Here is a 24,930-nt window from a genome sequence, read left to right as displayed (position 1 = left end):
TTCAGGCCGGGGAGGAAACAGGAGCGGGAAGGCGCTCTAGCGCCTGAGCGTGCCTGGACCCGCACGACCCACCCCACCCAACACTTAACTGATCTTGCAGTAGGGTGTGAAACATGGCGCAGATCGTGAAGCGGGCATTCAAGTTCCGCTTCTACCCGACGGACGAGCAGGCAGCGGAGCTGTCTCGCACGTTCGGCTGCGCCCGCCTCGTCTACAACAAAGCCCTCGAACACCGCACCCGCGCCTACACCCAGGAAGGCCGCCGCGTCTCCTACGTGGAGTCCTCGGCCGCGCTCACCACGTGGAAGAAGACCGAGGACCTCGCGTTCCTGTCCGAGGTGTCCTCGGTCCCGCTCCAGCAGGCGCTTCGCCACCTGCAGGCCGCGTTCTCCAACTTCTTCGCCAAACGCGCGAAGTACCCCACGTTCAAGTCCCGTAAGAAGTCCCGGGCGAGCGCCGAGTACACCCGTAGCGCCTTCCGATGGAAGGACGGCCGGATCACCCTCGCGAAGATGAACGGGCCACTGGACATCGTGTGGTCGCGTCCGCTGCCCGAGGGGGCCGAGCCGTCCACGGTGACCGTGTCGAGGGACGCGGCCGGGCGCTGGTTCGTGTCCCTGCTGGTCGAGGAGCGCATCACCCCGCTCCCCCGGCCGCGAGTACGGTTGGGGTGGACGCGGGCCTCACCGCCCTGGTCACCCTCTCCACCGGGGAGAAGATCGTCAATCCCGGGCACGAGCGGGCCGACCGCAAGCGCCTGGCCAAGGCTCAGCGCAGCCTCGCCCGCACGGAGAAGGGGTCGAACAACCGGCGGAAGGCGAAGCTCAAGGTCGCCCGTGTCCATGCCCGGATCGGTGATCGGCGCCGTGATCACCTGCACAAGGTCACCACTCGTCTCGTCCGTGAGAACCAAACGGTCGTGATCGAGGACCTCACCGTGCGCAACATGGTGAGGAACCACAGCCTGGCCCGCGCGATCTCGGATGCGAGCCGGCGTCGGATGCGGTCCATGCTGGAGTACAAGGCCGCCTGGTACGGGCGGGAACTCCTCGTCGTGGACCGCTGGTTCCCCTCCTCCAGGCTGTGCTCGGCGTGCGGGGCGATCCAGCGGTCCATGCCGTTGGGCGTCCGGGACTGGGTGTGTGCCTGCGGCGCCGCCCATGACCGGGACGTCAACGCCGCGAAGAACATCCTCGCCGCCGGGCTGGCGGAGAGGTGAAACGCCTGTGGAGCCGGTGTAAGACCTCAAAGGGGATTTCTCCTGGCGGGCGACTGGCGGTGAAGCAGGAACCCTCACGGGCGACCGTGGGAATCCCCCTCGTTTACGAGGGGGAGGATGTCAAGTTCGTAATCTCGGAAGTGGATCGGGGCTTCTCCGCTGTCCGGGGAGGCGGAATCTCGGAAGTGCGGCGGTTTTGGCCGTACGGCAGCGGATCGCTGTTTGCCCAGCTCAACGTCTTGAAGATCAACTCATGGCCGGTTTCCCCCTATCCCAGCGTGTGCTGGACCCCTATTGGAGTTCCAGGCCATGTCCGAGAATCAATGCCGGATTCAAGGGGGGTCTCAGATCTCTACCAGTCTGCGGGTGTCACTACATCATCGGCGGGAGGAGCCGCGATGTCGGTTTCGGCGCCCCAGCCGGTCAGGCGAGCATCAACGACATACGAGACGTGGACGTCACCGTTTTCGGCAAACGGTTCGCTCCACGAACCCCAGGCCCTGCGCACCAGCTGGTCCTCGCCGAGCCAGAGCCGCCAGGAGATCTTGGCCTTCGCTTCCTTTTTGGTGGGCTTCACTACGAGGCCGAAGGGGAATCCGGGAGAGGCCTTGTAGAGCTGGCCGAGGGTGATCGTACCCTGGTAGAGCGTGGTGTGCGTGCCGTCGTAGATGCCCGCGGGGCGTTTGACCTTGGTCGTGGCCAGCACCGTCTTCAGCATGACGGGATCGGCGAGCTTGATCCAGTCAGCGCCCAATACCGGCCGGATCTCGTTGTCCTCGCTAAGAAGCCAGCTTTTACCGTTGGGCAAGGGGGTGTGATGGACATACTGGCGGCCCTCAAAGATGATCTGCCGTATGGGGTCGGTCCAGTTTCTCCGGTCGGAGTCATAGGTCATATCGATGGCCGTGATCTTGCCCTTGCCGAACTCGGCGACGGCCTCGGTCCAAAAGTGCTCCTTCTCCCCATCCGTTGTGTATGTGGAGGTGTGGACCTTCGACATCTTCACACCCCGGTTCTCGACGAGCTGGCGCTTGAGCGCGTCGATCGGGTCGGCCGGAGCGACCTGGGCGTTCGCGGTGATACCGAGACCGGCGACCACCATCGGGACAACCAGCATGACGGCTGGCGCGGCGATCCATCGCCTCACTGAGAACATCCTCCCGTTCGCGCCCTCATGGCGAAGGGCTGTAGTGCGATCTTCGCACTCCGACATCTCGCGCCAAGCACGGTGTCTCGCCACCAAGTCGGCTGCTCCGGGCCATGACCAGCCGGATGATCGCCGCTGGAGCGTTATTCTCCCGGGTGATGGCCAATGAAGCCTGCGACCTTCATACGCCCCCACCAGCAGTTTCTTACCTCAGGGACCGTCACCTCTTGGCCTACTGAGCATGAAAGCCGGGGGTTATGCCAGATCAGAGATCGTGAGCCCGGTTTCGGCGATGAAGCCGTTCAGCAGGTCGGGCCGGTACTGCAGGGGTTTGAGCCGGTTCTTGATCAGACCGGCGAGCTCGTCGATGCCGTGGACGGTAAAGTTGAACAGCTTGGTACGCAGGTTGGACCAGATGCCCTCGGCCGGGTTCAGCTCAGGCGCGTACGCCGGGAACCGATAGACCAGCAACCAGTCCTGACGGGCGGCGATCCACGCGCGCATCTCGGCGCTGACGTGCTCGGGCAGGCTGTCCCACACCAACGAGATCGGGCCGCCCAGCTGGGCGTGCGCGGCCTGTAGCAGCGCTTGGAAGTCGGCCACCGTGAAGCCCTTCGGCTCGTGCTTGCGGTGGTGGTAGGTGCGCATACGGTAGATCAGTCGCGTCCGCATCCCCGGTTTGGCGCAGATCAGCGCGGCGATCGAGACCCGCCCATGGCCGCGGTAGGCCACCTGCAACCCCGGGGTGTGCCCCTTGCGGGCCCAGGTCCTGCGCTTGGGCGGTCTGGAGGTTCTGGCCGGACTCATCGGCGAAGACGAGCCAGGAACCCCAGGCCGCCCAGGTGCTTTTAAAGCGGGCAGCACCCGCCGTTTCCAGCCGGCGAGCTCCTCGTCGTCGCGCTGGGCCGCCCGGTGCGCCGGCACCTGGAACGACCATCCCAGCCGCTCCATCAGGTAGGCCACCCCGCGCGGGGTGTAGCGGATGTGGAACCTCTCGGCGATCAGGGTGGCGATGCGTGCGCTCGTCCAGCGCTGATCGTCCCATCCGTGCGCGATCGCGCCCTCGTCCAAGAACGCCTCCAGCCGCGTCAGCTGCGCCTCGGTGAGCTTGCAGCCGGTCCCGGCGGCCCCCTTGGAGACCAGCGCGGCCTTGTCACCCTTCAGCCAGGCCCGGTGCCACTCACAGGCGGACTTACGCGTCACGCCCAGCAGCTGGGCCACCCGCGGCGGAGTGATTCCTCCGGAGAACATGTCCGCCGCCCGAAGCCGCAGCGCTTCACGCCGCTCCCGCTCCGCGCCAGACAATCCCCCGCTTCTGTCTGAGTACCTCATACCTCCAGGCTGTCACCTGGGCAAACAGTGCAGACAAGCACCCCCGGACAGCCCGTGACGCCCAACTTTCTTCGTCAGTAGGCGTAGGTGTCGGTGCCGCCGGGTCGGGCGATGGAGGTGACGGCGTTCGGCCGGACGGTGCCGGTGGGGTAGGTGTAGGTGGCGGCCTGGCCGTCCTCGGTCAGGGTGGTGATGTTGCCGACGCTGTCGTAGGCGTAGGTCTGGTTGTAGGGGTCGATGCCCTGGCCGTCGGCGGCCGAGGCGCAGGAGGAGCCGGTGGTGGTCCACGCCGCTGACAGGCGGCGGCGAGGCGATCGTCGTCACCTTCCCCACCGCCCTGTGCCGCCCGTGCCCGGTCCGCACCCTGTGCACCACCGGTAAGAAGGACAGATGCCAGATCACCATCCGTCCTCAGCCGATCCGGCAGGCACTCGATACCGCCCGCACCGAACAGGCCGGCACCGACTGGCGGGACAGGTACAAGCTCCGGGCAGGGGTCGAGGGCACCGTGGGCCAGGCCGTCGCTGCCTGCGGCATCCGGCGGGCCCGCTACCGCGGCATCAAGAAGGTCCACCTCGAACACGTCTTCTCAGCGGTCGCGCTCAACCTGATCCGTCTGGATGCCTGGTGGAACGGCCACCCCCTCGACCGGACCCGCACCAGCCACCTGGCCCGCCTCGAACTGGCGGAACTCGCCCTGGCCGCATGAAGCCGGGTTAACCAGCAGGGTCAGGAATGCGCTCAAAACCCGGTCCTCGACAGGCGCGGTGTGTACGTCTGCCTTCGGCAGAGCCGCCCCGAACTTGAATCGGCGAGGCCGCCGCCCCCACGCCGAGTGAGGCGTGGCTGTGAGATTCTCTCCAGGCACTGTCCCCACCGTGGTCAGGTGGCACCTCGCCACGGCAAGATCCGCCAGGCAGGGCCTGGTACGTTTCGACTCTCCGCTCGACGGGTCACGGATGTGGCGCTGAGATGTCCCACAGTCGTGTCGTGCCACCGCTGCCGGCGGTGGCCAGCAGGCGGCCGTCGGGATGAAAGGCCACCGAGGCGACGACCCCGGGGTGGCCGATGGACAGGGACCGGCCGGTGGTGGTGTCCCACAGTCGCGCTGTGCGATCGGCGCCTCCAGTGGCCAGCAGGTGGCCGTCGGGGTGGAAGGCCACTGACCAGATGGAGCCGGTGTGGCCGGTCAGTGGGGCGTCGGCGGGCTTTCCGGTGGTGGTGTCCCACAGCCGCACGGTGCCGTTTGCGTCGGCGGTGGCCAGCAGGTGGCCGTCGGGGTGGAAGGCCAGCGTGTGGACCCACGTGGGGTGGTCGAACAGGGCAACGGTCTGGCCGGTGGCGTCCCAAAGCCGTACGGTGCCGTCATCGCTCGCGGTGGCCAGGTAGTGGCCGTCGGGGTGGAAGGCCGCCGACTCGACGGCGCCGGTGTGTCCGGTGAACAGGGCGATGAGCCTGCAGGTGGAGACCTCCCACAGCCGTACCCCGTAATCCCAGCCCGCGGTGGCCAGTAGGTGGCCGTCAGGGTGGAAGGCCACCGAGTAGACAGATCTGATGTGGCCTGCCAGGGGGGTGCCGACGGGTTGGCCGGTGGTGGTGTCCCACAGCCGTGCTGTGTCGTCCGCACCGGCGGTGGCCAGTAGGTGGCCGTCGGGGTGGAAGGCCACCGAGTAGACGATTTCGGTGTGGCCTGCCAGGGGGGTGCCGACGGGTTGGCCGGTGGTGGTGTCCCACAGCCGCACGGTGCCGTTTGCGTCGGCGGTGGCCAGCAGGTGGCCGTCGGGGTGGAAGGCCACCGAGTAGACGAATGCCGAAGAGCCGTGCCAGATGAAGGAGACGTGCTCCCGGACGCCGTCGGGTGGGGCGGCTCCCAGGGACAGGCCGACCTCGGCAAGCCTCTGCTTGACATCTTCGGCCAGCTTGGAGCCGAAGCCCTCGATGGCCAGCAGATCCCGTTCGCTGAGGGCAGCCAGCTCGCCGCAGGTGTGGATGCCCATACGCTTGAGGCGGTTGTATGCACGGACCGTGAGGTTGAGTTCCTCGATGGGCAGAGTCAGGTCGCTGCCACCCGGCGAGTACCCCAGGCACAGTGAGTCATGGTCCGTTGTCCATGACTGACGTAGTGACACCGTGGACCTTCCTTAAGATCACACTCTCCCCGACGTGAGTCTTTCCACCATCTGCCGAGGTGTCAACCCGCGCCGCTCCGCGGGGCGCTCTCCAGGGCGGAGACACACCCTGTTCGCGCCGTGGTCGGTCGGCGCCCCAGGTGAGTTCGGCTTCGACGGGGGTGGGGGGTCGCTCCTGGGGGGTATCCGTGCGGGCCATTCGGTGGCAGGGCAAGGTCCTTGTGGACACGTTCCGGCACGGGCGTCTGTGGACTCGGATCGGGTTACGGCTTGAAACCTACTAAACCGGTATAAAGTACGGTTTTTATATTCTTGATACTGACACGTACGACGCCTGGGTGACCCACTGGTTCCAAAATCCCGGCCAAATTCAGGAAACCGGCCGCAAGGTCTGATCCACGCCGTATTCAAATGTCAGAAGGACGGAACGTTGACATCCTCCCCGCCCTGCAGGGCGGGGTCTCCACGCTGGAGGTATTTGATGAGTGAGAGCCCGACCGGACTGATCGGTGCGGACGAGCTGGCCGAACGGCTCGGGTCGGGGGCGCGCGTCCGGCTTCTCGACGTTCGCTGGCAGCTCGGTGACCCGCACGGCCACCGCGCCTATCTCGAAGGTCACCTGCCAGGGGCCGTCTTCGTCGACCTGGACACCGAGCTGGCGGCCCCGCCCTCTCCCGAGGAGGGGCGGCATCCGCTGCCGGACCTGGACACGCTCCAGCGCGCCGCCCGCCGCTGGGGGCTGGACGACGGTGACGAGGTCGTCGCGTACGACGCCGGTGGCGGCCTGTCCGCGGCGCGCGCGTGGTGGCTGCTGCGCTGGGCGGGGGTGTCCGCGGTGCGGCTGCTCGACGGCGGCCTGCGGGGCTGGACGGCGGCGGGCCATCCGGTGGAGACCGGCGAGGTCCGGCCCGAGGAGGGAAACGTGACGCTGACCTCCGGTGCCCTGCCCGTCCTCGACGCCGACGCCGCGGCCGACCTCGCCGGCACCGGCGTGCTGCTCGACGCGCGGGCGGCCGAGCGCTACCTCGGCCGTACCGAGCCGGTCGACCCGCGCGCCGGCCACATCCCCGGCGCGGTCAACGCCCCCACCGGGGAGAACCTGACGCCGGACGCGACCTTCCTCGACGCGGAGGCACTCGCCGCCCGCTTCGGCGCCCTCGGGGTGAAGGAGGACACGGCGGTCGGTGTCTACTGCGGTTCGGGGGTGACCGCCGCGCACACCGTCTTCGCGCTGGAGCGGATCGGGGTCCACGCGGCCCTGTACGCCGGGTCGTGGTCGCAGTGGTCCAACGACCCCGACCGGCCCGCGGCCACCGGCTGACGGGGAGCCGCCCACTGTGGCTCGGTGACCGCCGCCTTCGGCGCTGGCCGCCGCGCTCTCCGCGAACGGCGGGCAGGGCCGTGGCGACGATCACCTGGTCAGGAGGAGGTCATCTCGGACACGGTGCGGAAGCGGGCAAAGGGTGTGCTGTAACACATACCCAACCAGAGTGTGATAAGAGGGGCATGGGATAGTTGGAGGGACGACGGGGCGCGGTGTTGACATCGCCGCCCGTCGGTCCGGGGCGATCATGTCCCGTGCCGCGCCTCCTGCCGCCGTCACCGCCGCACAACGCGAGCGGAGACCCGCGGAGAAGTCTCTCGTGGATCATCCCCCTGTCATGCCCGGCGCCTCCGTGCGGTCCGAGGCCCTTCCTTCTTCCTCATCCCTGTCCGAGTCCCCTGTCTCGGCCTCGCCTCCAGCCCCCGCTCCCCGGCTCGGGAGGGTCTTCGTCGCCCTGCTGCTGGTCACCTTCCTGTCCGCGCTGGACCAGACGATCGTCGCCACCGCCCTGCCCGCCATCGTCGGAGAGCTCGGCGGCCTGGAACACATGTCGTGGGTCGTGGCGGCCTACGCGCTCGCCACGGCGGTCGCGATGCCGGTCTTCGGGAAGCTCGGCGACGCCCTGGGGCGCAAGTCGCTGCTGCTCGGGTCGATCGTCGTCTTCCTGGTGGCGTCGGCGCTGTGCGGCGCGGCCCAGGACATCGTCCAGCTCGTCCTGGCCCGCGCCCTGCAGGGCCTCGGCGCCGCGGGACTGATGATCCTGTCGCAGGCCGTGGTCGCCGACCTGGTCCCGCCGCGCGACCGGGGCAGGTTCCTCGGCCCGCTGGGCTCGGTCTTCGGCGTCGCCACGGTGGTCAGCCCGCTCATCGGCGGGACGCTCACCGACGGCGCCGGATGGCGCTGGATCTTCTGGATCAACCTGCCGCTGGGCATCGTGGCCCTCGTTCTCGCCGCCACCTCGCTGCGGCTGCCGAAGCGGCGGCTGTCGGCACCCCTCGACGTGACGGGCACCGCGCTGATGGCCGTCACGACGACCGCGCTCGTCCTGATCGGCACCTGGGGCGGCACGCTGCACGGCTGGACGTCCCCGACGATCCTGGGCCTGGGCGCGTTCACACTGGTGGGAACGTTCCTGTTCGTGCTCGCCGAGCGCCGTGCGGCCGACCCGCTCATCCCGCTCGGCCTCCTCGCCGACCGCACGGTCCTGGTCGCCGGTGGACTGAGCATCGTGGTCGGCGCCGGGCTGTTCAGCGTGGTCAGCTACGTGCCGTCGTACGTCCAGATGGTGTACTCGATGGGCGCCACCGCGGCGGGCCTGTTCCTGGTGCCGCTGACGCTCGGCCTGCTCGCGGCGAACATCGGCACCGGTCTCCTGATCAGCAGGTTCGGGCGCTACAAGATCTACCCGATCGTCGGCACCGCCCTCGCGGCCGCCTCGATGCTGCTGCTCGGGTCGATGACCACGCAGACGCCCTGGTGGCTGCTGGCCGCCTACCTGGTGCTGCTCGGCCTCGGGGTCGGCTGCTTCATGCAGGTCTCGATCACCGCGGTGCAGATCGCGGTGCCCCAGTCCTCGGTCGGCACCGCCACCTCGACGGTCGTCTTCGTACGGGAGATCGGCGTGACGGTCGGGGCGGCGGTGATCGGCTCGGTGTTCGCCAACCGGGTCGCCGCGGGGCTGGTCCCCGTGCTCGGCGGGGCCGGTGACCCGCACCGCCTGACGCCCGAGGTGGCCGCCGCGCTGCCGCCGGCCACCCGCGCGCTCGTCGCCGGGGCCTACGCCGACGGACTGGTGCCGATGTTCCTGTGGCTGGCGGTGGTGTTCGGGGCGGGCCTGGTGCTGGCGCTGCTACTCAGGGAACGCCCGCTCACCGCATCATCCGGCACGGCCGCCGGGGGGAGCCCTCCGTGACAGCCTGGGCGGCGACCGCGTTTGGCTTCGCTGAGCACGCCGATGTCAACGCGGCCCGTAACATCGCCTCACGCGGGGTGGCGGGCCGGGCAGTGAGTCACGCTGCCGACGACGCGGCCTGAACCGTCGAACCCGTCGACGGCCGAGAAGCCGACTGTCTCCAGGCCGCGCCGAGGTTCTCCGTGAAGCCGCGGTGTGTGCTCCTCGGCTGTTCGGAAATCTGGAACAATTCTTCAGCCAGGCTGAAGAAAGAGGGGGCGGTGGAACGTCAGGACATCGAGGTGTTCCTCGCGCTCGCCGAGGAATTGCACTTCGCGCGCACGGCCGAGCGGCTCCACGTCTCCGCCGCGACGGTCAGCCAGACCATCACCAAGCTGGAGCGCCGGTTCGGCGCGCCGCTGTTCCGCCGCACCACCCGCCGGGTCGAGTTGACCCCGCTCGGCAGGCAGTTCCTCGACGACCTGCGACCTGCCTACGCGCAGGTCCAGGCCGCGATCGCGATCGCGACCGCGGCGGGGCAAGGCATCACCGGCAGGCTGGAGCTGGGCTACATGTCGGCCGCGGTCGCACAGATCGTCCTGCCGCTCGCCGACGCCTTCCGCGACCGCATGCCCGGCTGCCAGGTGGCCATCCGCGAGACCGCGCTCGCCGATCTCTTCGGGCCCCTGCGCCGAGCCGAAGTCGACCTGTCGGTGCTGCCACTACCGGCCGACGAACCCGATCTCACCGTCGGGCCCGTGCTGCTGTCCGAGCCGGCGATGCTCGCCGTGCCCAGGGAGCACCCGCTGGCCTGCCGCCCCCATGTGAGCCACGACGACCTCGCGGGCGAGACCGTCTTCTTCGCCGATGACCTGCCCGGCTACTGGATCGACCACCACCTGCCGGTGCGCGACCGCACGATCCTGACCGTTCCCGGTTTCCAGGAGATCCTCGCCTACGTCACCTCGGGCCACGGCGTCGCCATCGTCGGCACCCAGACCGAGCGCCTCTACCCGCGTCCCGGCCTGACCTGCGTTCCCATCGCGGGCGGCACCAGGTTCGACTATGCCCTGCTCTGGCGAACCGACCGGCTCAACGCCGTCGCCGACGCCTTTCTCAGCCATGTCACCAACTGACCGGTTTCCCGCACGATCTCGCGCGGGACCGCCCATCGTCGCGTGACGGTACGCCGCCGGAGGGCGGGTGAGATCCCGCCCAGAGCAACAGGCCCGCATGCACCCGTAGCAGGTGGCCGGCATCCGTCCGGCGAGGTGGCGCCGGAACTCGCGTTCGGACCGTGCTTCAGTGATCAGGAAGTGGCCTCCGAACACGCCGACAGCCGGGGCCGGATCAGGGTGTCCGAACCATTCGGGCGTCGGAGGCATCCGGAGCGGCCGACTCGGCATCGATGAGCGTGCGCGGGAACTCCTCAGACGGCACGTTCACCGCGACGCTGCGGGCCATGACACCGTGACGACAGGACCTAGATCCAGCCCTCCTCCCAGGCGCGGTGCGCGGCGGCATGGCGGGAGCCGGCGCCGAGCTTGGCCATGGCCGCCGACAGGTAGTTCCGCACCGTGCCGGGGGCGAGGTGGACCTGCGCCGCGATCTCGTTGATCGAGGCGCCCGTCCGTGACGCGCGCAGCACCTCCAGCTCCCGTTCGGACAGCGGGCAGTCGTCCTCCGACAACGCGGAGGCGGCGATGTCCGGGTCCACGTAGCGCCGGCCGGCGGCGACGTCGCGGATGATCTCGGCCAGCCGGGTGGCGGGCGTGGTCTTGGGCACGAAACCGCTCACCCCCGCGGCCAGGGCACGGCGCAGCACGCCGGGCCGGGCGTGCCGGGTGACGAGGATGATCCGGGTGGGCAGCTCGGAGCGGATCGCCTGCGCGGCGCGCAGCCCGTCGGCGGGCGGCATCTCCAGGTCGAGCACGGCGATGTCCGGCCGTCGCTCGCGTGCCAGGCGCACCGCGTCCGTGCTGGTGGCCGCCTCGGCGACGACGTCCAGGTCATCCTCCAGCGAGAGCAGCGCCGCCAGGGCTCCCCTGATGAGGTCCTCGTCGTCGGCGATCAGCAACCGGATCACCGCGCGCCCGCCTCGGCCGGGTACGCGCGCGCATCGGCGGGCAGCGAGGCCACCGCCTCGAACCGGTCACCGTCGCACCGCCAGTCCAGCGTGCCGCCGACCCGCTCCAGCCGCTCGGCCAGGGAACGCAGCCCGGTGCCGCTGTCCGTCCCCGCCCGGGGCCGCTCGGGGTCGCCGTCGTCAGCGACCCCCAGCCGGACCCGGTCACCCACGACGCCGTCGTTGCCGACCCGGAGCCGGGCACGACCGTCCTCGACGTCGTAGGCGATGTGCGCCCGGCGGGCCCGGCTGTGGCGCAGCACGTTGGTGGTGGCCTCGCGCATCACCAGGCCCAGGACGTGGCGGGCGGGCTCCGGCAGCGTGTCCGCCCCGGTGGCCCGGTCATGGTCCACGGCCGTGTCGATGCCGGCGGCGGCCAGCACCTTCGCGGCGTTGGCGATCTCGTCCTCCAGGGTCGTGCGCCGGTATCCCTGCACCACGGCACGAGTGTCGCGGAGTGCGTCGGTCGCCAGCCGCCGCACCTCCCGCATCTCCGCGGCGGCCCGGACAGGGTCGGCCTGGGCGAGCCTCTCGGCCAGCTCGCTCTTGAGCGCGATCACCTGCAGGTGGTGTCCCTGGATGTCGTGCAGGTCGGCGGCGAACCGCAGCCGCTCGTCCTTGACCGCCAACTCGGCGGCCAGGCGCCGAGCCTGGTCCAGCCGGTCGGCGACGTCCCAGGCCCACAGCATGCCCAGCGCTATCCAGGCAACGGAGGCGACCATGCCGGCCGGGAAGGCCCCCGCGAGGAGCCACTCGGTGTCCCCTGAGGCGAGGGCCACGGACCCGCCGAGCGCCGCCGCGACGACCACCGCGCCGGCGATGAGGGTACGCCGGTGCGCCGGCCGCAGGAACATCGCCGTGATCGACACCATCACCGCCGGGGCCACCACCCACAGCCCGTCCTCGCGCAAGGCGAGCGGGACCGCGCCCAGCACGGCCGCCGCCAGGCTCCCCGTCACCAACCAGCCCACCGGCGGCCCGCCGGCCCGTTCATGCGGACCCGAGGCGCCGACCCGGTCCTGCGCGTCGCCGGGTAAGCGCGCCAGCCGGCGGCCGGGCAGCACGACGACGGCCACGACCAGCACGGCCAGGGCCAGGGCGGTGACGCCCCTGACCCAGGGGGCCACGCCCTCGTCCATGGCCCAGGCCCTGACGAAGAGCACCAGGGAGACCGTGATGCTCCCGGTGAGGCTCCACCACGTGTAGCGGCGGAAACCGCTCAGTCCCGTCCCGCGCTCGCTCGGCCCGTCACGCACGCGGCCATTGTCCCCTGCGCGACGAGGGCATGGAGCGCCCGGATGACAAATGTCATGAGATTTCGTGACATGCCCATGCCGGTACGTGCCATTTCGGCACTACTGGCGGCTCCTGTCCTCCCGCAGTCTGGTGTCGCACAGCCCGACCCCCTACACCGGAGGAGCACGACATGAGAGCAAGAGCCGCCCACGCCCACGGCTGGTGGCCTTTCTTCCGTCACTACCTGGAGATGCTCGCGGCGATGTTCGTCGGCATGGCAGTGCTCGGCGCCGCCGTGCGCGCCGGCCTGGCGCTCGCGGGCCTGGAGTTCCCGGCGCGACCGGAGGCGGCCGCCCTGGAGATGGCCGTCAACATGTCCGCCGGGATGATCGTCTGGATGCGCTACCGGGGCCACGGCTGGGCCGCGACGCTGGAGATGGCCGGGTCCATGCTCGTCCCCGCCCTCGCGCTGTTCCCGCTGCTGTGGACGGGCGTGATCTCGGGTGACGCGCTGCTCCTGCTGGAGCACGTCGTGATGCTCCCGCTCATGCTCCTGGTGATGCTCCGCCGCCGCGACGAGTACGGAGGTCCCTCCCGTGACTAGTGTCACGTCACGCCGTCCCCGCTGGAGGGCCGTGCTGCGGCGCTGGCCGACCGCCCTGGCCGTCGGGGTGTCGGCGGCGGCGCTGGCCGGAGGCCCCTCGGAAGGGGAGGTCACCTCGCTCGCCGAGGTCCTGCTGCTGCTGCCCCTGCTTTACCTCGTGGTGGCCAGGATCCGGCGGCGGGAGGCGTCGTGGCCGATGCTCCTTGCCCTCGTCGTCCTCTATCTGGTCCTGCGGGCGCTGGACGTGGTCGCCGCACCGGCCGTGTTCGCCGTTGTGGCGCTGGTCGTCCTGGTGTGGGGCGCCGTCTCCGGTGACCTGCGCCACTCGGGCGCGTTCCGGATGCAGGCCCTGGGGATGATCGGATTCGGGGCGCTGGTGCTGGCCGCGCTGGTGGTGGAGCCCGACCTGGGCCGCTATCTGGTGGCGGCGGGCTGGTTCCTGCACGGCCTCTGGGACTTCGTCCACCTCAGGAGGAACGCGGTCGTATCGCGGTCGTACGCGGAGTTTTGCGGCGGCTTCGACATCCTCGTCGCCGCGCAGCTCGTGCTTCTCGCATGAGCGGCGCGCACGGGTCCGGACCCGTGCGCGCCGCTCGAAGCCGCTCCACGTCCTGTCGTCAAAGTGTCACAGCCACATCGGCGGTCAGGGTAACGGCGGCCTTGCAGGACTCGTGTCGATGCCTTGACCTGGGGTAAAACATCGCGGGAGCCGCATCGACCGGTCCTTGCTTCGGGTAGACAGTAAGAAGAGCTCCCGGTCCGGCCCATGTCGTCGGCTGGTTTGCGCCCGGCGTCTGGCCGGGGCATCGAATGATCAATCGGAAGTCGATCCGTCATGAGTGCACACGTTCACGTCCGTCTCGACCACGGCCTGACCATGAACGAGAAGAGCGAGCTGGTCGAGCTGAAGCGCTGCCAGTGCGGCGTCGTATGGACCACGACCCACTGGGCCGGGGACGGCGACCTGGAGTGACCGCCGGGCGGCGGTGGCCGGGGACCGCACGCTCTTCTCCCTATGGGGCCGCGGCCCTCGACCCGCTGCCCGCGACCCTGCGCGAAGCACTCGCCGCCTTCGAGTCCGACGATTTCCATCCGCGGATCCTCGGCGAACACCTAACCTCGTGCCTTCGGCTGCTCAAACGGAGTGAGCCGGCCCGCTACGAGGAATGGCTCGCCAAGGCGGACCTCCTGGAACACGACGAGTACTTCCCCGTTCACTAAGGAGTCGCAACATGTCGGAATCGCGCTACAACTGGAGCGTTTCCCACCCCGGTCTCCACGAGCTGCAAAGGACCATCGAACCGATCCGGGAGAAGATCCTCGCCCACGACGTCTACAACTCGCTGAACGAGCTCGACGACGTGGTCGTCTTCATGGAGCACCACGTCTTCGCGGTCTGGGACTTCATGTCGCTGCTGAAGAACCTGCAGGGGCGGCTCACCTGCGTGCGGGTCCCCTGGATCCCGCAGGGCCCCCGGACGAGCCGGCGCCTGATCAACGAGATCGTGCTGGTGGAGGAGAGCGACGAGCTCGGAGAAGGCCACATCAGCCACTTCGAGCTGTACGTCGAGGGGATGCGGCAGGCAGGTGCCGACGTGCGGCCCATCGAGTCGTTCGTCAGCCATCTGCGAGAGGGTGGAACGGTCCAAAAGGGACTGGAGCTCCCCGGCGTGCCACCGGCGGCCGCCGACTTCGTCAGGGCCACCTGGAAGATCATCGAGTCCGCTCCCCTGCACGCCCAGGCGGCGACCTTCGCGTTCGGCAGGGAGGACCTCATCCCGGAGATGTTCGACCGCGTGTTGCGGACGGACCGGCACGCGGAGGCCCTGGAGAAGTTCCGCGACTACCTCTCTCGCCACATCGAGGTCGACGGCGAGCAGCACACGCCGATGGCCATGCAGATGCTGGTCGATCTCTGCGGGGACGACCGGCGGAAGTGGAACGACTGCGCGGCCACGCTGCGGGTGGCGCTGGAGGCGCGCCATGCCCTGTGGGACGGCATAGCGGGACGTACCTCCCCGTCCGGTGCCGCTGCCGCGAAGACCGCCTGACCGTCGAAGTCCGGACCGCGAGGCCATATCGTGTTCGGCGCGGTCCTCGCGGTCGCTTGCGGGATGACACGGAATGACACGGAACGATGGGAACCAAAGATCAGCTATGGACACACAGGTCACCTATCCACGCGGCGACGTCCACGGGGTCTCGCGGGTGGTCTCGGTCACACCGCTGGGCGGCGGCTACGGCGTGGTGACGGCGGAGACACCGTTCCATCCCCTGGACCACACCTGGCCCGACCAGCCCGCCGACCGGGGGACCGTGAACGGGCTGCCGGTCGTCGACTGCGTGACCGGCGCGTCGGACGGTGAGCGGCTCTACCTGGGGGAGGAGATCCCGGTACGCCGCGGCGCCGACGGCTGGGAATGGCTCGTGGTCCACGTGCTGAAGGAGCCGATCGCCGGGGACGCCGAGCTGGCCGTCGACGAGGCGTACCGGTCGGCGCTCTCCGCGGGGCACAGCGCGTGCCACCTCGCCGCGCTGGCCCTCAACGCGGCGCTGGCCGACCGGTGGCGCAAGGAGGTGACGCCCGACTCGCTCGGCCGGCCCGACTTCGACCAGACGGCGATCACCACGTCACGGATCGTGGAACACGGCAGTGACGACGTCTACCGCCTGGGCAAGTCGCTGCGGAGAAAGGGGTTCGACGCCGAGGGCCTCGACCTCGCGGAGCTCACCCGGCGGATCGACGACCGGCTCGGCGAGTGGATCGCGGCCGATGCGCCGATCACGATGGACAGCCTGTCCCCGTCCCTGTCCGCGCGGCGGATGTGGCACTGTTCGCTGCCCGAGGGCGAGGCGCGCATCCCCTGCGGCGGGACGCACCTCTCGCGGACCTCCGAACTGGGTTCCGTACGGGTCTCCCTCTCCCTCCAGGGCGCGGAGCTCACGATGCGCAGCGTGGTGAGCCCTCCCGCGTAGCGGCACGAGGGAGAGGTCGGCCCGCGATCACACCGGACCGGTGAACATCGGCTCACCCCGCTCACCGGTCCTCCCGCTTTCCGGTCTTCCGGCTCAACCCGCTCTTCGGTCTGCCCCGCTCACCGGCTCACCGCGGAGGCCAGGGCGCGCACCCGCTCGGCGTTCTGGTCGTGGCCGATGACGACCGGCGGCTCGTTGTACGGCATGGCGTCGGAGGAGCGACGCAGCTTGACGTACTGGCCGCAGGCGTCGACGGCGTAGGGTTCCATGTCGTCCTGGAGCGCGCCGATCACCGTGATCCCGTACGTCTCGCCGATCCGGCGGAACAGCGCCACGGCCTCCCTGCGATGCTCCTTGCCGAGGTTGCGGCCCAGCTCGTCGAGGACCAGGCACAGGTGCCCGCCACCGGAGGACGCGATCGCCGCCGCGCAGACCAGTTTCACCGCCTTCTCGTCCATCAGCGCGGTGTTGGCCCGCCGGTTGTACGGCACGAACCCCTGCCCCTCGCCCCTGCGCCACTTGGGCGTCACCCGCCACGCCCAGCGCTGCTCGGGGTCGGCGGGCGCGGGCGGCACGGGGAACTCCAGCGTCGCGCCGTAGCCTCCGTAGGAGGTGTCGAGCCTGTCGAACTCCTCGGCCACCCGGGTCAGCCGCGCCTTGATCGCGGCGGTCAGCGCGGCCCGGTGCACGGCGGTGGACTGCGCGGCCTCCTCGGCACCCTTGGCGGCGGCCGTCAGGTCGCGCTGCCGGGTGGTGATCTGCGTCTCGATCTGGCGGCGCCGGTGCCGTTCGTACTCCTCCTGGCCGCGCAGGTAGGAGGCGAGCGCCGAGCACACACCGGGGAACGTCGCCTGCTCGCGGGCGGTACGCCCGGCGCCGGGCGCGGTCCGTTCCCTGACCAGGAAGCGCAGTTCCTCGGGCATCTCCTCGTCTGTGCCGGGGGACTCGCCGGGGAAGGTGTCGCGCAGCGCCTCGTCCAGGCGGCGCTCGGCGGCCCGCCACCACTCCTCGGCCGTTAGCGGGCGCTCCTGTTCGTCCAGGGCCCCCAGCCACTCACGGGCACCGTCGACGGTGCCGCCCCAGTCGCCGGCCAGCGCGTCAAGCCTGAGCGCCTCGCGGTCGGCGGTGATTCTCGCCGCCTGCTCGGCGGCCTGGTCGCGGTCGGACTCGTGTCTGGCCCTGCGGCCCTCCAGGCGCTCGACCTCCATGCTCCTGGTACGGGCGCGGAAGTCCAGCGTGCTCGCCCGGCGCTCGGCCTCGCCCACCTTCGGCGCGACCTCGGCCAGTGCCTCGGTCAGCTCACCGAGCGTGCTCCGCCGCTCGGCCAGCCGCCGCTCGATGTCGGCCAGTTGCACCGACGCCTTGGCCCCCTCCAGCCGCCTGCCCGCCTCGGCCACGGCATCCTCGGCGGCCCGTACGGCCGCCGCGGCGTTCTCCTGGGTGTCGCGCGCCCGGTGCAGCCGCTGCTCGGCGGCCTTGATCCGGGCCTCCCTGCCGGTGACGGCCACCTCGAACGACCCCACGACGGTGACTCCCGCCGCGCTGACCAGCACCGAGCCGGGCAGCGCGTCCAGCGCCCGCGACGCGGCCTCCAGATCGGCCGCGTCGACGATCACCGCGTGCTCGTGCGGCCACCCGCGAGATCCCAGCGCGGCTGCTTTCCGCTCGGCCTCGTCCGCGCGGGCCTGCTCGGCGACATCGATCGCGTCGAGCAGGCCGGTCGCTCCGACGCCCGCCCCGGCGAGCGCGTTGAGCTGGGCCGCGGCCGGCCCGCCCTCGGCGTCGTCCAGCGCCGCCTTCGCCCCCTCGACCTCGCGGTCGGCCACGCCCAGCGCCTTCAGCGCCTCGTTCGACCGCGTCCTGGCCTCGGCCAGCTCCGCGCCCGCCGCCGCTACGTCGCGCCCGTCGGCCAGGCGGCGCTGCTCCTCAAGCCCGGGAATCCAGCCGCGCAGGTCGTCCACCGAGTTCTCCGCCACCGCCCGGTCGGCGTCCAGCTTCGCGGCGCGTGCCTGCAGGGCGGCCAGCTCCCTGCGAGCCTCGGCCAGACCGCGCTCCAGGGTGTCGTCCTTGAGCGTGGCGATCTCCGCCCTGATCTCGCCGATCGCCTCCGTGGCGCGCTCGGCCGCCGCGCCGGCCCGCTCCAGCTCCACCGCCAGCGCCTCGTCTCGCTGCCCCGCGTCGGCGAGCCTGCGCGCCAGCCGTCCCCGCCAGCAGCGCATCGCCTCGGCCAGCCGGACGCGGGCACGGTCGCGCCGGTCGAAGGTCTCCAGGAGCGTACCGGACTCGTCCTCGAACTCCCGCAGCAGCTCCATGGCCCGCGTCGCGCGCACCCGCCTGGCGTGCTCGTCGCGGCGGGCCTCCCGCTCCTGGTCGAGCTCGGCGTCCAGGCCGGTCAACGCGGCGATCGCCTCGAAGACCCGCTCCGGGGAGATCTCGTTGAGCGGCTGGGAGAGCAGGTTGGTGGCGACCTTGCTCCGTACCGAGGTGGACAGGAACGACACGCACCTGACCCGGTCGCCGTACAGGAACCTGGTCAGGTCGCGCGCCACCACGTCACGTCGTCCCGCCGAGCGGGGCAGCGCCGCCCACAGCGCGTCGGCTCGCGTCACCCGCTCCGCCTCCGAGACCGCCGACGCCAGGTGCACTCCCGGGGCCCACCTGATCTCCAGGTGCGGGGCCTCCTGGTTGACCCGCAGCCACACGGTCACCGCGTCGCCCAGCGAACCGGTGCGCGCCGGGTCGCTGTCCAGAGAGTCACTGTCCAGAGAGTCACCGTCCAGAGAGCCATCGCCCGAAGAGGCGGCGTCCGGAAGGCCGGGGTCCATGGAGCCCGTGCTCATGGAGCCCGTGTTCGGAGAGCCCGTGTGCACGGAGCCGGCCGGCGCGAAGACACCGACGATGTAGCCGTGGTCGGCGCTGGCCCAGGTCCGGCCGCCGCCGCCCGCGGCGAGTTCGGCGTTGAACAGCAGCTCCGACACCGACTTGGCGCCCGAGGCGAAACGCCACTGCTCGTCTCCGAGCAGCGCTGTGATCATCGCGATGAACGACGACTTGCCCGCGCCGTTGGAGTCCTTCGGACCGGCGCCCGCGACCACGATCAGCGTGCCCGGCACGGTCGGCACCGGGTGGGTCGAGAGCCGGGAGATGTTGACCGGCTGCACGGCGACCAGCACCCGGTCACCCACCACGTTCTCGGTCGGAGCGGTGGCACGGATCTCCACGGGGACCAGGCTCGCCTGCGTCCCGGCAGAGGCCTCGGAGGTCTCGGCTCTCGCGCCCCGGCTCCCTCCGGCCGGAACGTCCCCGGTCCGCGTGTTCGCACCTCGGTTGCCCCTGGCCGAGGTGTTCCCGGTGCGGGCCTTCCCGGCTCCGGCCTGGACGGCGTCGCCCGTGCCTGCGCCTTCGCCTGTGCCCGTGCCTTCGCCCGTGCCGGTGTCGGCGGCCTTCGCGCGGCTCCCCCGTGAACTCTTCGCGGTCTGGTTCCGCTGGTCGGTCAACCCCGTCGTTCCTTTCTTCCGTCCCGTTCCCGATACCGGGAGCGCCGGGTCCTCGGTACTTCCCGCCGGGGTCGACTCATCACGTGGTGTGGTCGCTCCACTCCCGATCACCGCCGGTTGGCCCGTACGGCCGCGGCCAGCGGGGTGTGCGGCCCCGCCGCGAGGATCAGTTCCTCCTGCAGGCGCCGCCTGGCCTGCGGGGTCAGCCGGTGGAACTGCGGTCCCGGCACGTACCCCCCGGCCTCCTCGCCCGCCTTCACCTGGGTCACCAGACCCGCGTGCCGCAGGGTGCGCAGCGCGGCCTCCAGCTCGCCGATCGGCAGCTTGGTGTGCCGCCGCAACTCGTCGATCTGGGCCGGGAACGGCGAGAGCCAGCTGTCGGTGGGCAGCAGGCCGTCGGCCCTGGGAATCGCCACCGAGTGGATCAGCACCAGCACCAGCACGGCCCGCTCGGCCTCGCCCAGCGTCGAGCCCGCCTGCGACACCGTGCCCGTTCCCGAAGCCGTGCCCGCGCCGAGTGTCTCGGCCGCGTAGCCGGAGATCCACGACTCGCGGTCGTGGATCAGGACCCGGCCGCGGCGCTCCAGCATCTCGGTGAGCGTGCGGCGCAGCACCGGGTCGCGCAGCGCGGAGAAGCGGGCCTCGTGCACCGGCTCGGCCGCGTGCTCCACCGCCATGAACGCCGCCACGATCTCGGCCCTGCGACGTTCGTCGAACGGGCCGAGCAGATCGGTGTCCACCTCGTCGGGAATCGTGACGCTCGCCCCCGCCTCAGCGTTCTCCGGGGCGCCGTCAAGGCCGTCGTCGATGACCGGGAGCACCTCCGTGCCGCCCGGGGTCTCCTCCGCGGTGGGCAGGCGGCGCATCAGCTCCCGCAGCTGGGCGTGGGACGCGGGGGGCCAGGACGCGCACCGGGGGCCGAGCCGGACAGACCCGTCCGCGACCTCCAGCCAGGCCGAGTCGTGCAGGCGGCGCAGCGCGCCGATCGCCCAGTTGCGCATCAGGTCGTCGCCGCGCCCGATCAGGGCACGGTACGCCGACAGCACGTCGTCCACCGGGGCGGGGGTGCCGGGCCACGGGTCGGCGGTCAGGTCGCTCCAGCAGCAGCGCAGCGCCGCGGCCAGCACCCGCCGGGTCTCGCCGGATCGTTCCACCGGGACCGGCGCGACCTGGTACTCCTCCAGGAGCGAGGGGGTCGCCCCGTCGGGCCAGACCGGCAGCGCCATGCCCGTTCCGTCACCGCGCCCCAGCCGAGCCATCCCCGCCGGAGCCGCCTGCCCGGCATGGAGCGCGAGAGGTCCGCCCGACCTGGCCCGGACGTGTGCCGTCGCGGACGGCTCGGCCTCCGGGGTCCGCGGGTACGTCCCGGTGGTACGGACGTGGGCCGTCGCGGACGGTTCAAGCCCGGTTTCCGGGGTCCGCGGGTACGTCTCGGTGCCGGTTTCCCTGGTCGTCACCGGGTGCTCGGGTGCCTCGGGGCCGGTGCTCGCCGATTCGGTCGCCGAGGCCGGTACGTGTCGCGGATCAGCCGACACCGCCGGTCCTTTCCAGGCGGCCGTGGGAGAGCCAGGCGGGCTCGGCGCCGGGGGTGGCGGTGAGGCCGTCGGACCAGCGCAGGCGATAGGGGGAGTCGGGGCGCAGGTCGGCCGAGACGAGGTCGGCCAGCAGGCGGCGGGCGGAGACCCACTCGCCGTCGGCGGTGAGCAACTCCTCCAGCCGGGCGGTGGAGCGCCCGGCGAGGGCGGCCTCGGCCACGGTGGTCAGGTGGTCGAGGCCGTCGGTGGCGGGGTCGTGGGTGTCGGCGGGGCCGGTGTCGGGCAGGGCCGAGCGCGGGGGAGTGGGCTGGGCGGGTGCCGGGCGGGGACTCTCGTCCACGGCCCTGACGATCGCCGCCGGGTCGTGCCAGGGGGCGGGGGCGTCGAAGACGAAGCCGTCGAGCACCGAGGCAAGCCGCTCCTTGCTCGCGGTCTGCGCGAAGGTGCGCCAGAGCTCCGCGGGGAGCAGTGTCAGGTTTCTCGTCGTGCCCGCGGAGTCGGCCAGACGCCCGGCAGCACGGCGCGAGGCGTCGCTGTAGGAGTAGATCGCGGCGCGCAGCTCGGTACAGGTGCGGTCGAGGTCGGGCCAGCGGGTGAGGATGGTGCCGTGCAGGCTCTGCGCCCGCCGGGCGATCTCCTCGGTGCCCCACAGCTTGGGGGCCTGCTCGCGCAACTCCTCGATGGTGCCGCCGGTCAGCGTGATCAGCTCCAGGGCCCAGAGCCGGAAGGCGCGCGAGAGGTTCTGCGCGCTGGCGCGGGCCTCCTCCATCGTGGTGCGGGGGTCGGCCACGTTGAGGTCTTCGAGCGCGAGCAGCCGGTGCATCTCCGACTGGCCGCCGTCGTCCATCATCCGGCGGATGAACATCAGCCCCACCACGCTGGTGAACGACGCGCGGTAGCGGAGCTGGTTGGGCTTGGGGAACACCTCGCGGATCGCGCCGAGGCCCCGCAGGACCCGGAGCCGGTTCTCGAACCGGTCGAGCGGATAGGCCCGGCAGACGTGACGCATCTGCTCGTGGGTCAGCCATTCCTCGCCGGCCTCGGCGAACGCCGCGAACAGGGTCTCGGCGATGTCGACCAGCGCGGGGTCGTCCACCACCGCGCCGCTGTCGCGGGCGAGCGCCGCGAACATGCGGCGGTAGGTCGAGAGCACGGCCTCCTCGGTGAGGGCCGAGTCGAGCGTGAGCTCATGGTTCGTCTCTGGCACGCGCCCTACCGTAAGGCTTGCGCCCGACATCCCCGACCCGCATCAGCGGAAAGCGCAGGTGGGAGGGCCGATCGTAGGTCTCTCACCGACCTCCCACGGCCTGTCGCAGGCTTCCCGGACAACGGAGTCGGAGCGCGCCCATCAGCATTCCGCAACTATTCGCAACTTTCAGGACGGATCGCAACATCCGGCGTACGGTCGGAAGATCAATCCCCCCGCGGTGACGAGGTGACGGAGATGGCGACCTCCACAGCACGCATCGACGAGGCCAAAGGCATTCTCGCCGCCAGGCTCAGGGCGCTCCGCGCCGACGCCGGGCTGACCGGGCGAGCGCTGGCGGCCAAGACCGGCCTGGACCACACCAAGATCTCCAAGATCGAGAACGCGGTCCAGATGCCCAACCAGGCCGACATCCGGACGTGGTGCGAGGCCTGCGACGCGGACGAGCAGGTGGTCGACCTGATCGCGGCCGCCCAGAACATCGACGCCATGTACACCGACTGGCGCCGCCTTGAGGAGAGCGGCCTGGGCCACGTGCAGCGTTCCTTCCAGCCGCTGTACGAGCGGACCCACCAGTTCCGCGTCTGGCAGCACTCGGCCGTCCCCGGCCTGCTCCAGACCGGTGACTACACCCGCGGCCACCTGCGCGCCATCATCGACTTCCGTGGCATCCCCGACGACATCGACGCCGCGGTCGCGGCGAGGCTGAGACAACAGGAGATCCTGCGCAACGGAAGCAAGCGGTTCGCGTTCGTCGTCGGCGAGCAGGCACTCCGCACCCCGCTGGTCGGCCCGGCGGAGATGGCCGCCCAGCTCGACCGGCTGGCGGAGCTGACCTCGGGCGTCGCGAACGTGTCCTTCGGCATCGTCCCCGCGACGATCAGGCCGCCGCTCATGCCGCCGGAGAACTTCTGGATATACGACGCCAACCGGGTCCGCGTCGACACCGTGCCGGGCCAGATCCAGCACAAGGCCCCGAGCGACGTGGGCGTGTACGAGAAGGCGTTCCGGGCACTGAGCGGTGCCGCGGTCTACGGGCAGGAGGCTCGCGCCCTGCTGCGGGCCGCGGCCGCCGCGTTCGGCGGGAAGTGAGCTCGCAACATCGCGCAACACCGTTGAGGCGGGCATCTCATGATCTCTAGTCTCGCGGCGTGACCGTTGATCACACACCCCCCGAAGACCTCGCGCCGCACCCAGCCGAACTCCGGGCCCGTGAACTGGCGGCCCTGCTGGCTCGATCCCACAACATCCCGGCGGACGTGCACCGCCTGCCGTCCGGCAAGATAGTCGTCTCCGTCTACTACGGGCTGGTCGCCCGCCTCGACGACGCCTGCCGTTTCTGGTGGGTCGTCCCGGCCTCCACCGGCCGGCACAGACCGCTGTGGACGAGCGCCGCCACCCCGGTCGCGGCCGCGTTCCGGATCGCCACCCACTACCGGGAGATACGGGCACACCCGTTGACCCACCTGATCTGCGGCGGCTACCTGCTGACCGACGTCCTGCTGGAACACCACGCCGTCGCCCCGGTCTGACGCCGCCGGGGTTCCGCCTACGAACCGATGGTGCGGCCAGCCGGACAACGTCGCGAGGCACGCCGAGACCGCCGCAGCGATCCCCAAGGTCGTCGGCGGTGTGATCAGGTCTACATCCGGCCCACGCCGCCTCCTGCTCCTTCTAAGCAGGCCCGGATCAGATCCGTTTTTCGCCCGGTGTCGATTTCGCCGTTGGTCGTTCGTGTAGCGGGTGAGACTGAAGGGAGTGCACACGATGGCCAAGATTGTTGTCACCGAGAGCGTGACGCTGGACGGCGTGATGCAGGGCCTAGGCCGTATGGATGAGGACACCCGGGGCGGATTCCGGCACGGCGGCTGGGGGACGCCTTATATGGACTCGGCGATGATGGAGGTGATGGGCAGGGGAATGGCGAGCACCGGGGCGATGCTGTTCGGCCGCCGGACCTACGAGGACTTCTTCAAGGTCTGGCATGGGCGGACCGACGGCAACCCGTTCACCGAGAAACTGGACAACACGCGGAAGTACGTCGCGTCCAGAACCTTGGCGCAGCCGCCGTCCTGGCAGAATTCCATCCTGTTGACCGGCGACGTCGTCCAGGCCGTCGAGGCCCTCAAGAAGGAACAGGACCACGACATCGCGGTGCTCGGCAGCGGGGAGCTGGTCCGGTCGCTGCTCTCGGCGGGGCTCGTCGACCGGTTCGTGCTGTCGATCCACCCGTTGGTGCTGGGGTCGGGACGGCGGCTGTTTCCCGACGACGGCCTGCTCGCCAAGTTCCGCCTGGTGGACAGCGTACCGACCGGCACCGGAGTGGTGATCGCAAGCTACGAGGTGAAGCGAGAATGAAGCGGTATCTGCTCAGCATCCACCAGCCGCAAGGCGAGCCTCCGGAGCCGGAGGGCCTGCGGAAGGTGATGGCCGAGCTTGACGTCCTGCGTCAGGAGCTGGAGTCCACCGGCTCGTGGGTGTTCGGCGACGGCCTGCACGACCCGAGCACCGCCACGGTGCTGAGGGCCCGCGAGGGCGAGGTGGTCATGACCGACGGCCCGTTCACCGAGGGCAAGGAATACCTCGGCGGATTCGTGATCATTAAGGCTCCGGACCTGGACGCCGCGCTGGAGTGGGGCCGCCGTCATGCCCTGGCCACCACGCTGCCCATCGAAGTACGTCCGTTCAGGAGCGAGGCCGCAGACTGA

At 70.6% G+C, this 24,930-nt stretch carries 22 protein-coding genes and 1 pseudogene; 15 read left to right on the top strand and 8 right to left on the bottom strand.

Annotated elements, in window-relative coordinates:
- Positions 1-113 precede the first annotated feature (113 nt).
- Positions 114-1,305, top strand: a pseudogene (locus ACQP0P_RS31275) (RNA-guided endonuclease InsQ/TnpB family protein); the annotation flags it as partial.
- Positions 1,306-1,571: 266 nt separating this feature from the next.
- Here the strand turns inward: ACQP0P_RS31275 and ACQP0P_RS31270 are convergent.
- Together ACQP0P_RS31270 and ACQP0P_RS31265 are read right to left on the bottom strand one after the other, a co-directional pair.
- The gene (locus ACQP0P_RS31270) at positions 1,572-2,366 is read right to left on the bottom strand and encodes a hypothetical protein (RefSeq protein ID WP_433361420.1); all 795 of its coding nucleotides are present in this window, start codon (positions 2,364-2,366) and stop codon (positions 1,572-1,574) included.
- Between the two features lie 255 nt (positions 2,367-2,621).
- Complete coding sequence (locus tag ACQP0P_RS31265) at positions 2,622-3,698, bottom strand: IS630 family transposase (protein WP_433361417.1); 1,077 nt, start codon at positions 3,696-3,698, stop codon at positions 2,622-2,624.
- A 292-nt stretch (positions 3,699-3,990) separates the two neighbouring features.
- Between ACQP0P_RS31265 and ACQP0P_RS31260 the strand changes: the two genes are divergently transcribed.
- The gene (locus tag ACQP0P_RS31260; RefSeq protein WP_433382203.1) at positions 3,991-4,407 is read left to right on the top strand and encodes a transposase; all 417 of its coding nucleotides are present in this window, start codon (positions 3,991-3,993) and stop codon (positions 4,405-4,407) included.
- A 244-nt stretch (positions 4,408-4,651) separates the two neighbouring features.
- Here the strand turns inward: ACQP0P_RS31260 and ACQP0P_RS31255 are convergent, their stop codons facing one another.
- Positions 4,652-5,827, bottom strand: coding sequence for a DNA-directed RNA polymerase subunit alpha C-terminal domain-containing protein (locus tag ACQP0P_RS31255; protein ID WP_433361414.1), 1,176 nt, complete (start codon positions 5,825-5,827; stop codon positions 4,652-4,654).
- Positions 5,828-6,308: 481 nt separating this feature from the next.
- On the opposite strand from ACQP0P_RS31255, the gene ACQP0P_RS31250 reads away from it, so the two are divergent.
- The 3 genes from ACQP0P_RS31250 (at position 6,309) to ACQP0P_RS31240 (ending at position 10,178) form a co-directional block, all read left to right on the top strand.
- Positions 6,309-7,148, top strand: a complete 840-nt coding sequence (locus tag ACQP0P_RS31250; protein WP_433361411.1) for a sulfurtransferase — start codon at positions 6,309-6,311, stop codon at positions 7,146-7,148.
- Positions 7,149-7,470: 322 nt separating this feature from the next.
- Positions 7,471-9,063: an MDR family MFS transporter gene (locus ACQP0P_RS31245; protein WP_433361408.1), complete on the top strand. Its 1,593-nt coding sequence runs from the start codon at positions 7,471-7,473 to the stop codon at positions 9,061-9,063.
- A gap of 260 nt (positions 9,064-9,323) precedes the next feature.
- A complete protein-coding gene (locus ACQP0P_RS31240) occupies positions 9,324-10,178 on the top strand; it encodes a LysR family transcriptional regulator (RefSeq protein ID WP_433361405.1) in 855 nt (284 codons plus the stop codon).
- Positions 10,179-10,525: 347 nt separating this feature from the next.
- Here ACQP0P_RS31240 and ACQP0P_RS31235 read toward each other — a convergent pair whose 3' ends face one another.
- A complete protein-coding gene (locus ACQP0P_RS31235; RefSeq protein WP_433361402.1) occupies positions 10,526-11,128 on the bottom strand; it encodes a response regulator transcription factor in 603 nt (200 codons plus the stop codon).
- Complete coding sequence (locus tag ACQP0P_RS31230; RefSeq protein ID WP_433361400.1) at positions 11,125-12,423, bottom strand: sensor histidine kinase; 1,299 nt, start codon at positions 12,421-12,423, stop codon at positions 11,125-11,127. The genes ACQP0P_RS31235 and ACQP0P_RS31230 overlap by 4 nt, the downstream gene beginning before the upstream one ends.
- 170 nt (positions 12,424-12,593) lie before the next feature.
- On the opposite strand from ACQP0P_RS31230, the gene ACQP0P_RS31225 reads away from it, so the two are divergent.
- From ACQP0P_RS31225 to ACQP0P_RS31200, 6 genes are all read left to right on the top strand, one after another.
- The gene (locus ACQP0P_RS31225; protein ID WP_433361397.1) at positions 12,594-13,007 is read left to right on the top strand and encodes a hypothetical protein; all 414 of its coding nucleotides are present in this window, start codon (positions 12,594-12,596) and stop codon (positions 13,005-13,007) included.
- Complete coding sequence (locus ACQP0P_RS31220; RefSeq protein ID WP_433361394.1) at positions 13,000-13,566, top strand: hypothetical protein; 567 nt, start codon at positions 13,000-13,002, stop codon at positions 13,564-13,566. The genes ACQP0P_RS31225 and ACQP0P_RS31220 overlap by 8 nt, the downstream gene beginning before the upstream one ends.
- 276 nt (positions 13,567-13,842) lie before the next feature.
- On the top strand, positions 13,843-13,980 hold the full coding sequence (locus tag ACQP0P_RS31215; RefSeq protein ID WP_433361391.1) for a hypothetical protein: 138 nt from the start codon (positions 13,843-13,845) through the stop codon (positions 13,978-13,980).
- A complete protein-coding gene (locus ACQP0P_RS31210) occupies positions 13,977-14,228 on the top strand; it encodes a hypothetical protein (RefSeq protein WP_433361388.1) in 252 nt (83 codons plus the stop codon). Before ACQP0P_RS31215 ends, ACQP0P_RS31210 begins: the two co-directional genes overlap by 4 nt.
- An 11-nt stretch (positions 14,229-14,239) precedes the next feature.
- On the top strand, positions 14,240-15,058 hold the full coding sequence (locus tag ACQP0P_RS31205; RefSeq protein ID WP_433361385.1) for a DUF3050 domain-containing protein: 819 nt from the start codon (positions 14,240-14,242) through the stop codon (positions 15,056-15,058).
- Positions 15,059-15,164: 106 nt separating this feature from the next.
- A complete protein-coding gene (locus tag ACQP0P_RS31200) occupies positions 15,165-15,983 on the top strand; it encodes a metal-dependent hydrolase (protein ID WP_433361382.1) in 819 nt (272 codons plus the stop codon).
- A gap of 119 nt (positions 15,984-16,102) precedes the next feature.
- Here the strand turns inward: ACQP0P_RS31200 and ACQP0P_RS31195 are convergent, their stop codons facing one another.
- From ACQP0P_RS31195 to ACQP0P_RS31185, 3 genes are all read right to left on the bottom strand, one after another.
- A complete protein-coding gene (locus ACQP0P_RS31195) occupies positions 16,103-19,480 on the bottom strand; it encodes a chromosome partitioning protein ParA (protein ID WP_433361379.1) in 3,378 nt (1,125 codons plus the stop codon).
- Between the two features lie 107 nt (positions 19,481-19,587).
- Positions 19,588-21,015: a hypothetical protein gene (locus tag ACQP0P_RS31190; protein WP_433361376.1), complete on the bottom strand. Its 1,428-nt coding sequence runs from the start codon at positions 21,013-21,015 to the stop codon at positions 19,588-19,590.
- A complete protein-coding gene (locus ACQP0P_RS31185; RefSeq protein WP_433361373.1) occupies positions 21,005-22,222 on the bottom strand; it encodes a hypothetical protein in 1,218 nt (405 codons plus the stop codon). The genes ACQP0P_RS31190 and ACQP0P_RS31185 overlap by 11 nt, the downstream gene beginning before the upstream one ends.
- Positions 22,223-22,459: 237 nt before the next feature.
- Between ACQP0P_RS31185 and ACQP0P_RS31180 the strand changes: the two genes are divergently transcribed.
- The 4 genes from ACQP0P_RS31180 (at position 22,460) to ACQP0P_RS31165 (ending at position 24,930) form a co-directional block, all read left to right on the top strand.
- The gene (locus ACQP0P_RS31180; RefSeq protein WP_433361370.1) at positions 22,460-23,314 is read left to right on the top strand and encodes a helix-turn-helix domain-containing protein; all 855 of its coding nucleotides are present in this window, start codon (positions 22,460-22,462) and stop codon (positions 23,312-23,314) included.
- A 59-nt stretch (positions 23,315-23,373) separates the two neighbouring features.
- Positions 23,374-23,754, top strand: a complete 381-nt coding sequence (locus ACQP0P_RS31175) for a hypothetical protein (protein WP_433361367.1) — start codon at positions 23,374-23,376, stop codon at positions 23,752-23,754.
- Positions 23,755-23,989: 235 nt separating this feature from the next.
- On the top strand, positions 23,990-24,580 hold the full coding sequence (locus ACQP0P_RS31170) for a dihydrofolate reductase family protein (RefSeq protein ID WP_433361364.1): 591 nt from the start codon (positions 23,990-23,992) through the stop codon (positions 24,578-24,580).
- The gene (locus ACQP0P_RS31165; RefSeq protein ID WP_433361361.1) at positions 24,577-24,930 is read left to right on the top strand and encodes a YciI family protein; all 354 of its coding nucleotides are present in this window, start codon (positions 24,577-24,579) and stop codon (positions 24,928-24,930) included. The genes ACQP0P_RS31170 and ACQP0P_RS31165 overlap by 4 nt, the downstream gene beginning before the upstream one ends.

This window comes from Streptosporangium sp. CA-115845 (assembly GCF_050943795.1).
Classification (GTDB): domain Bacteria; phylum Actinomycetota; class Actinomycetes; order Streptosporangiales; family Streptosporangiaceae; genus Streptosporangium.
This window is presented reverse-complemented; position numbering and strand designations above follow the sequence as displayed.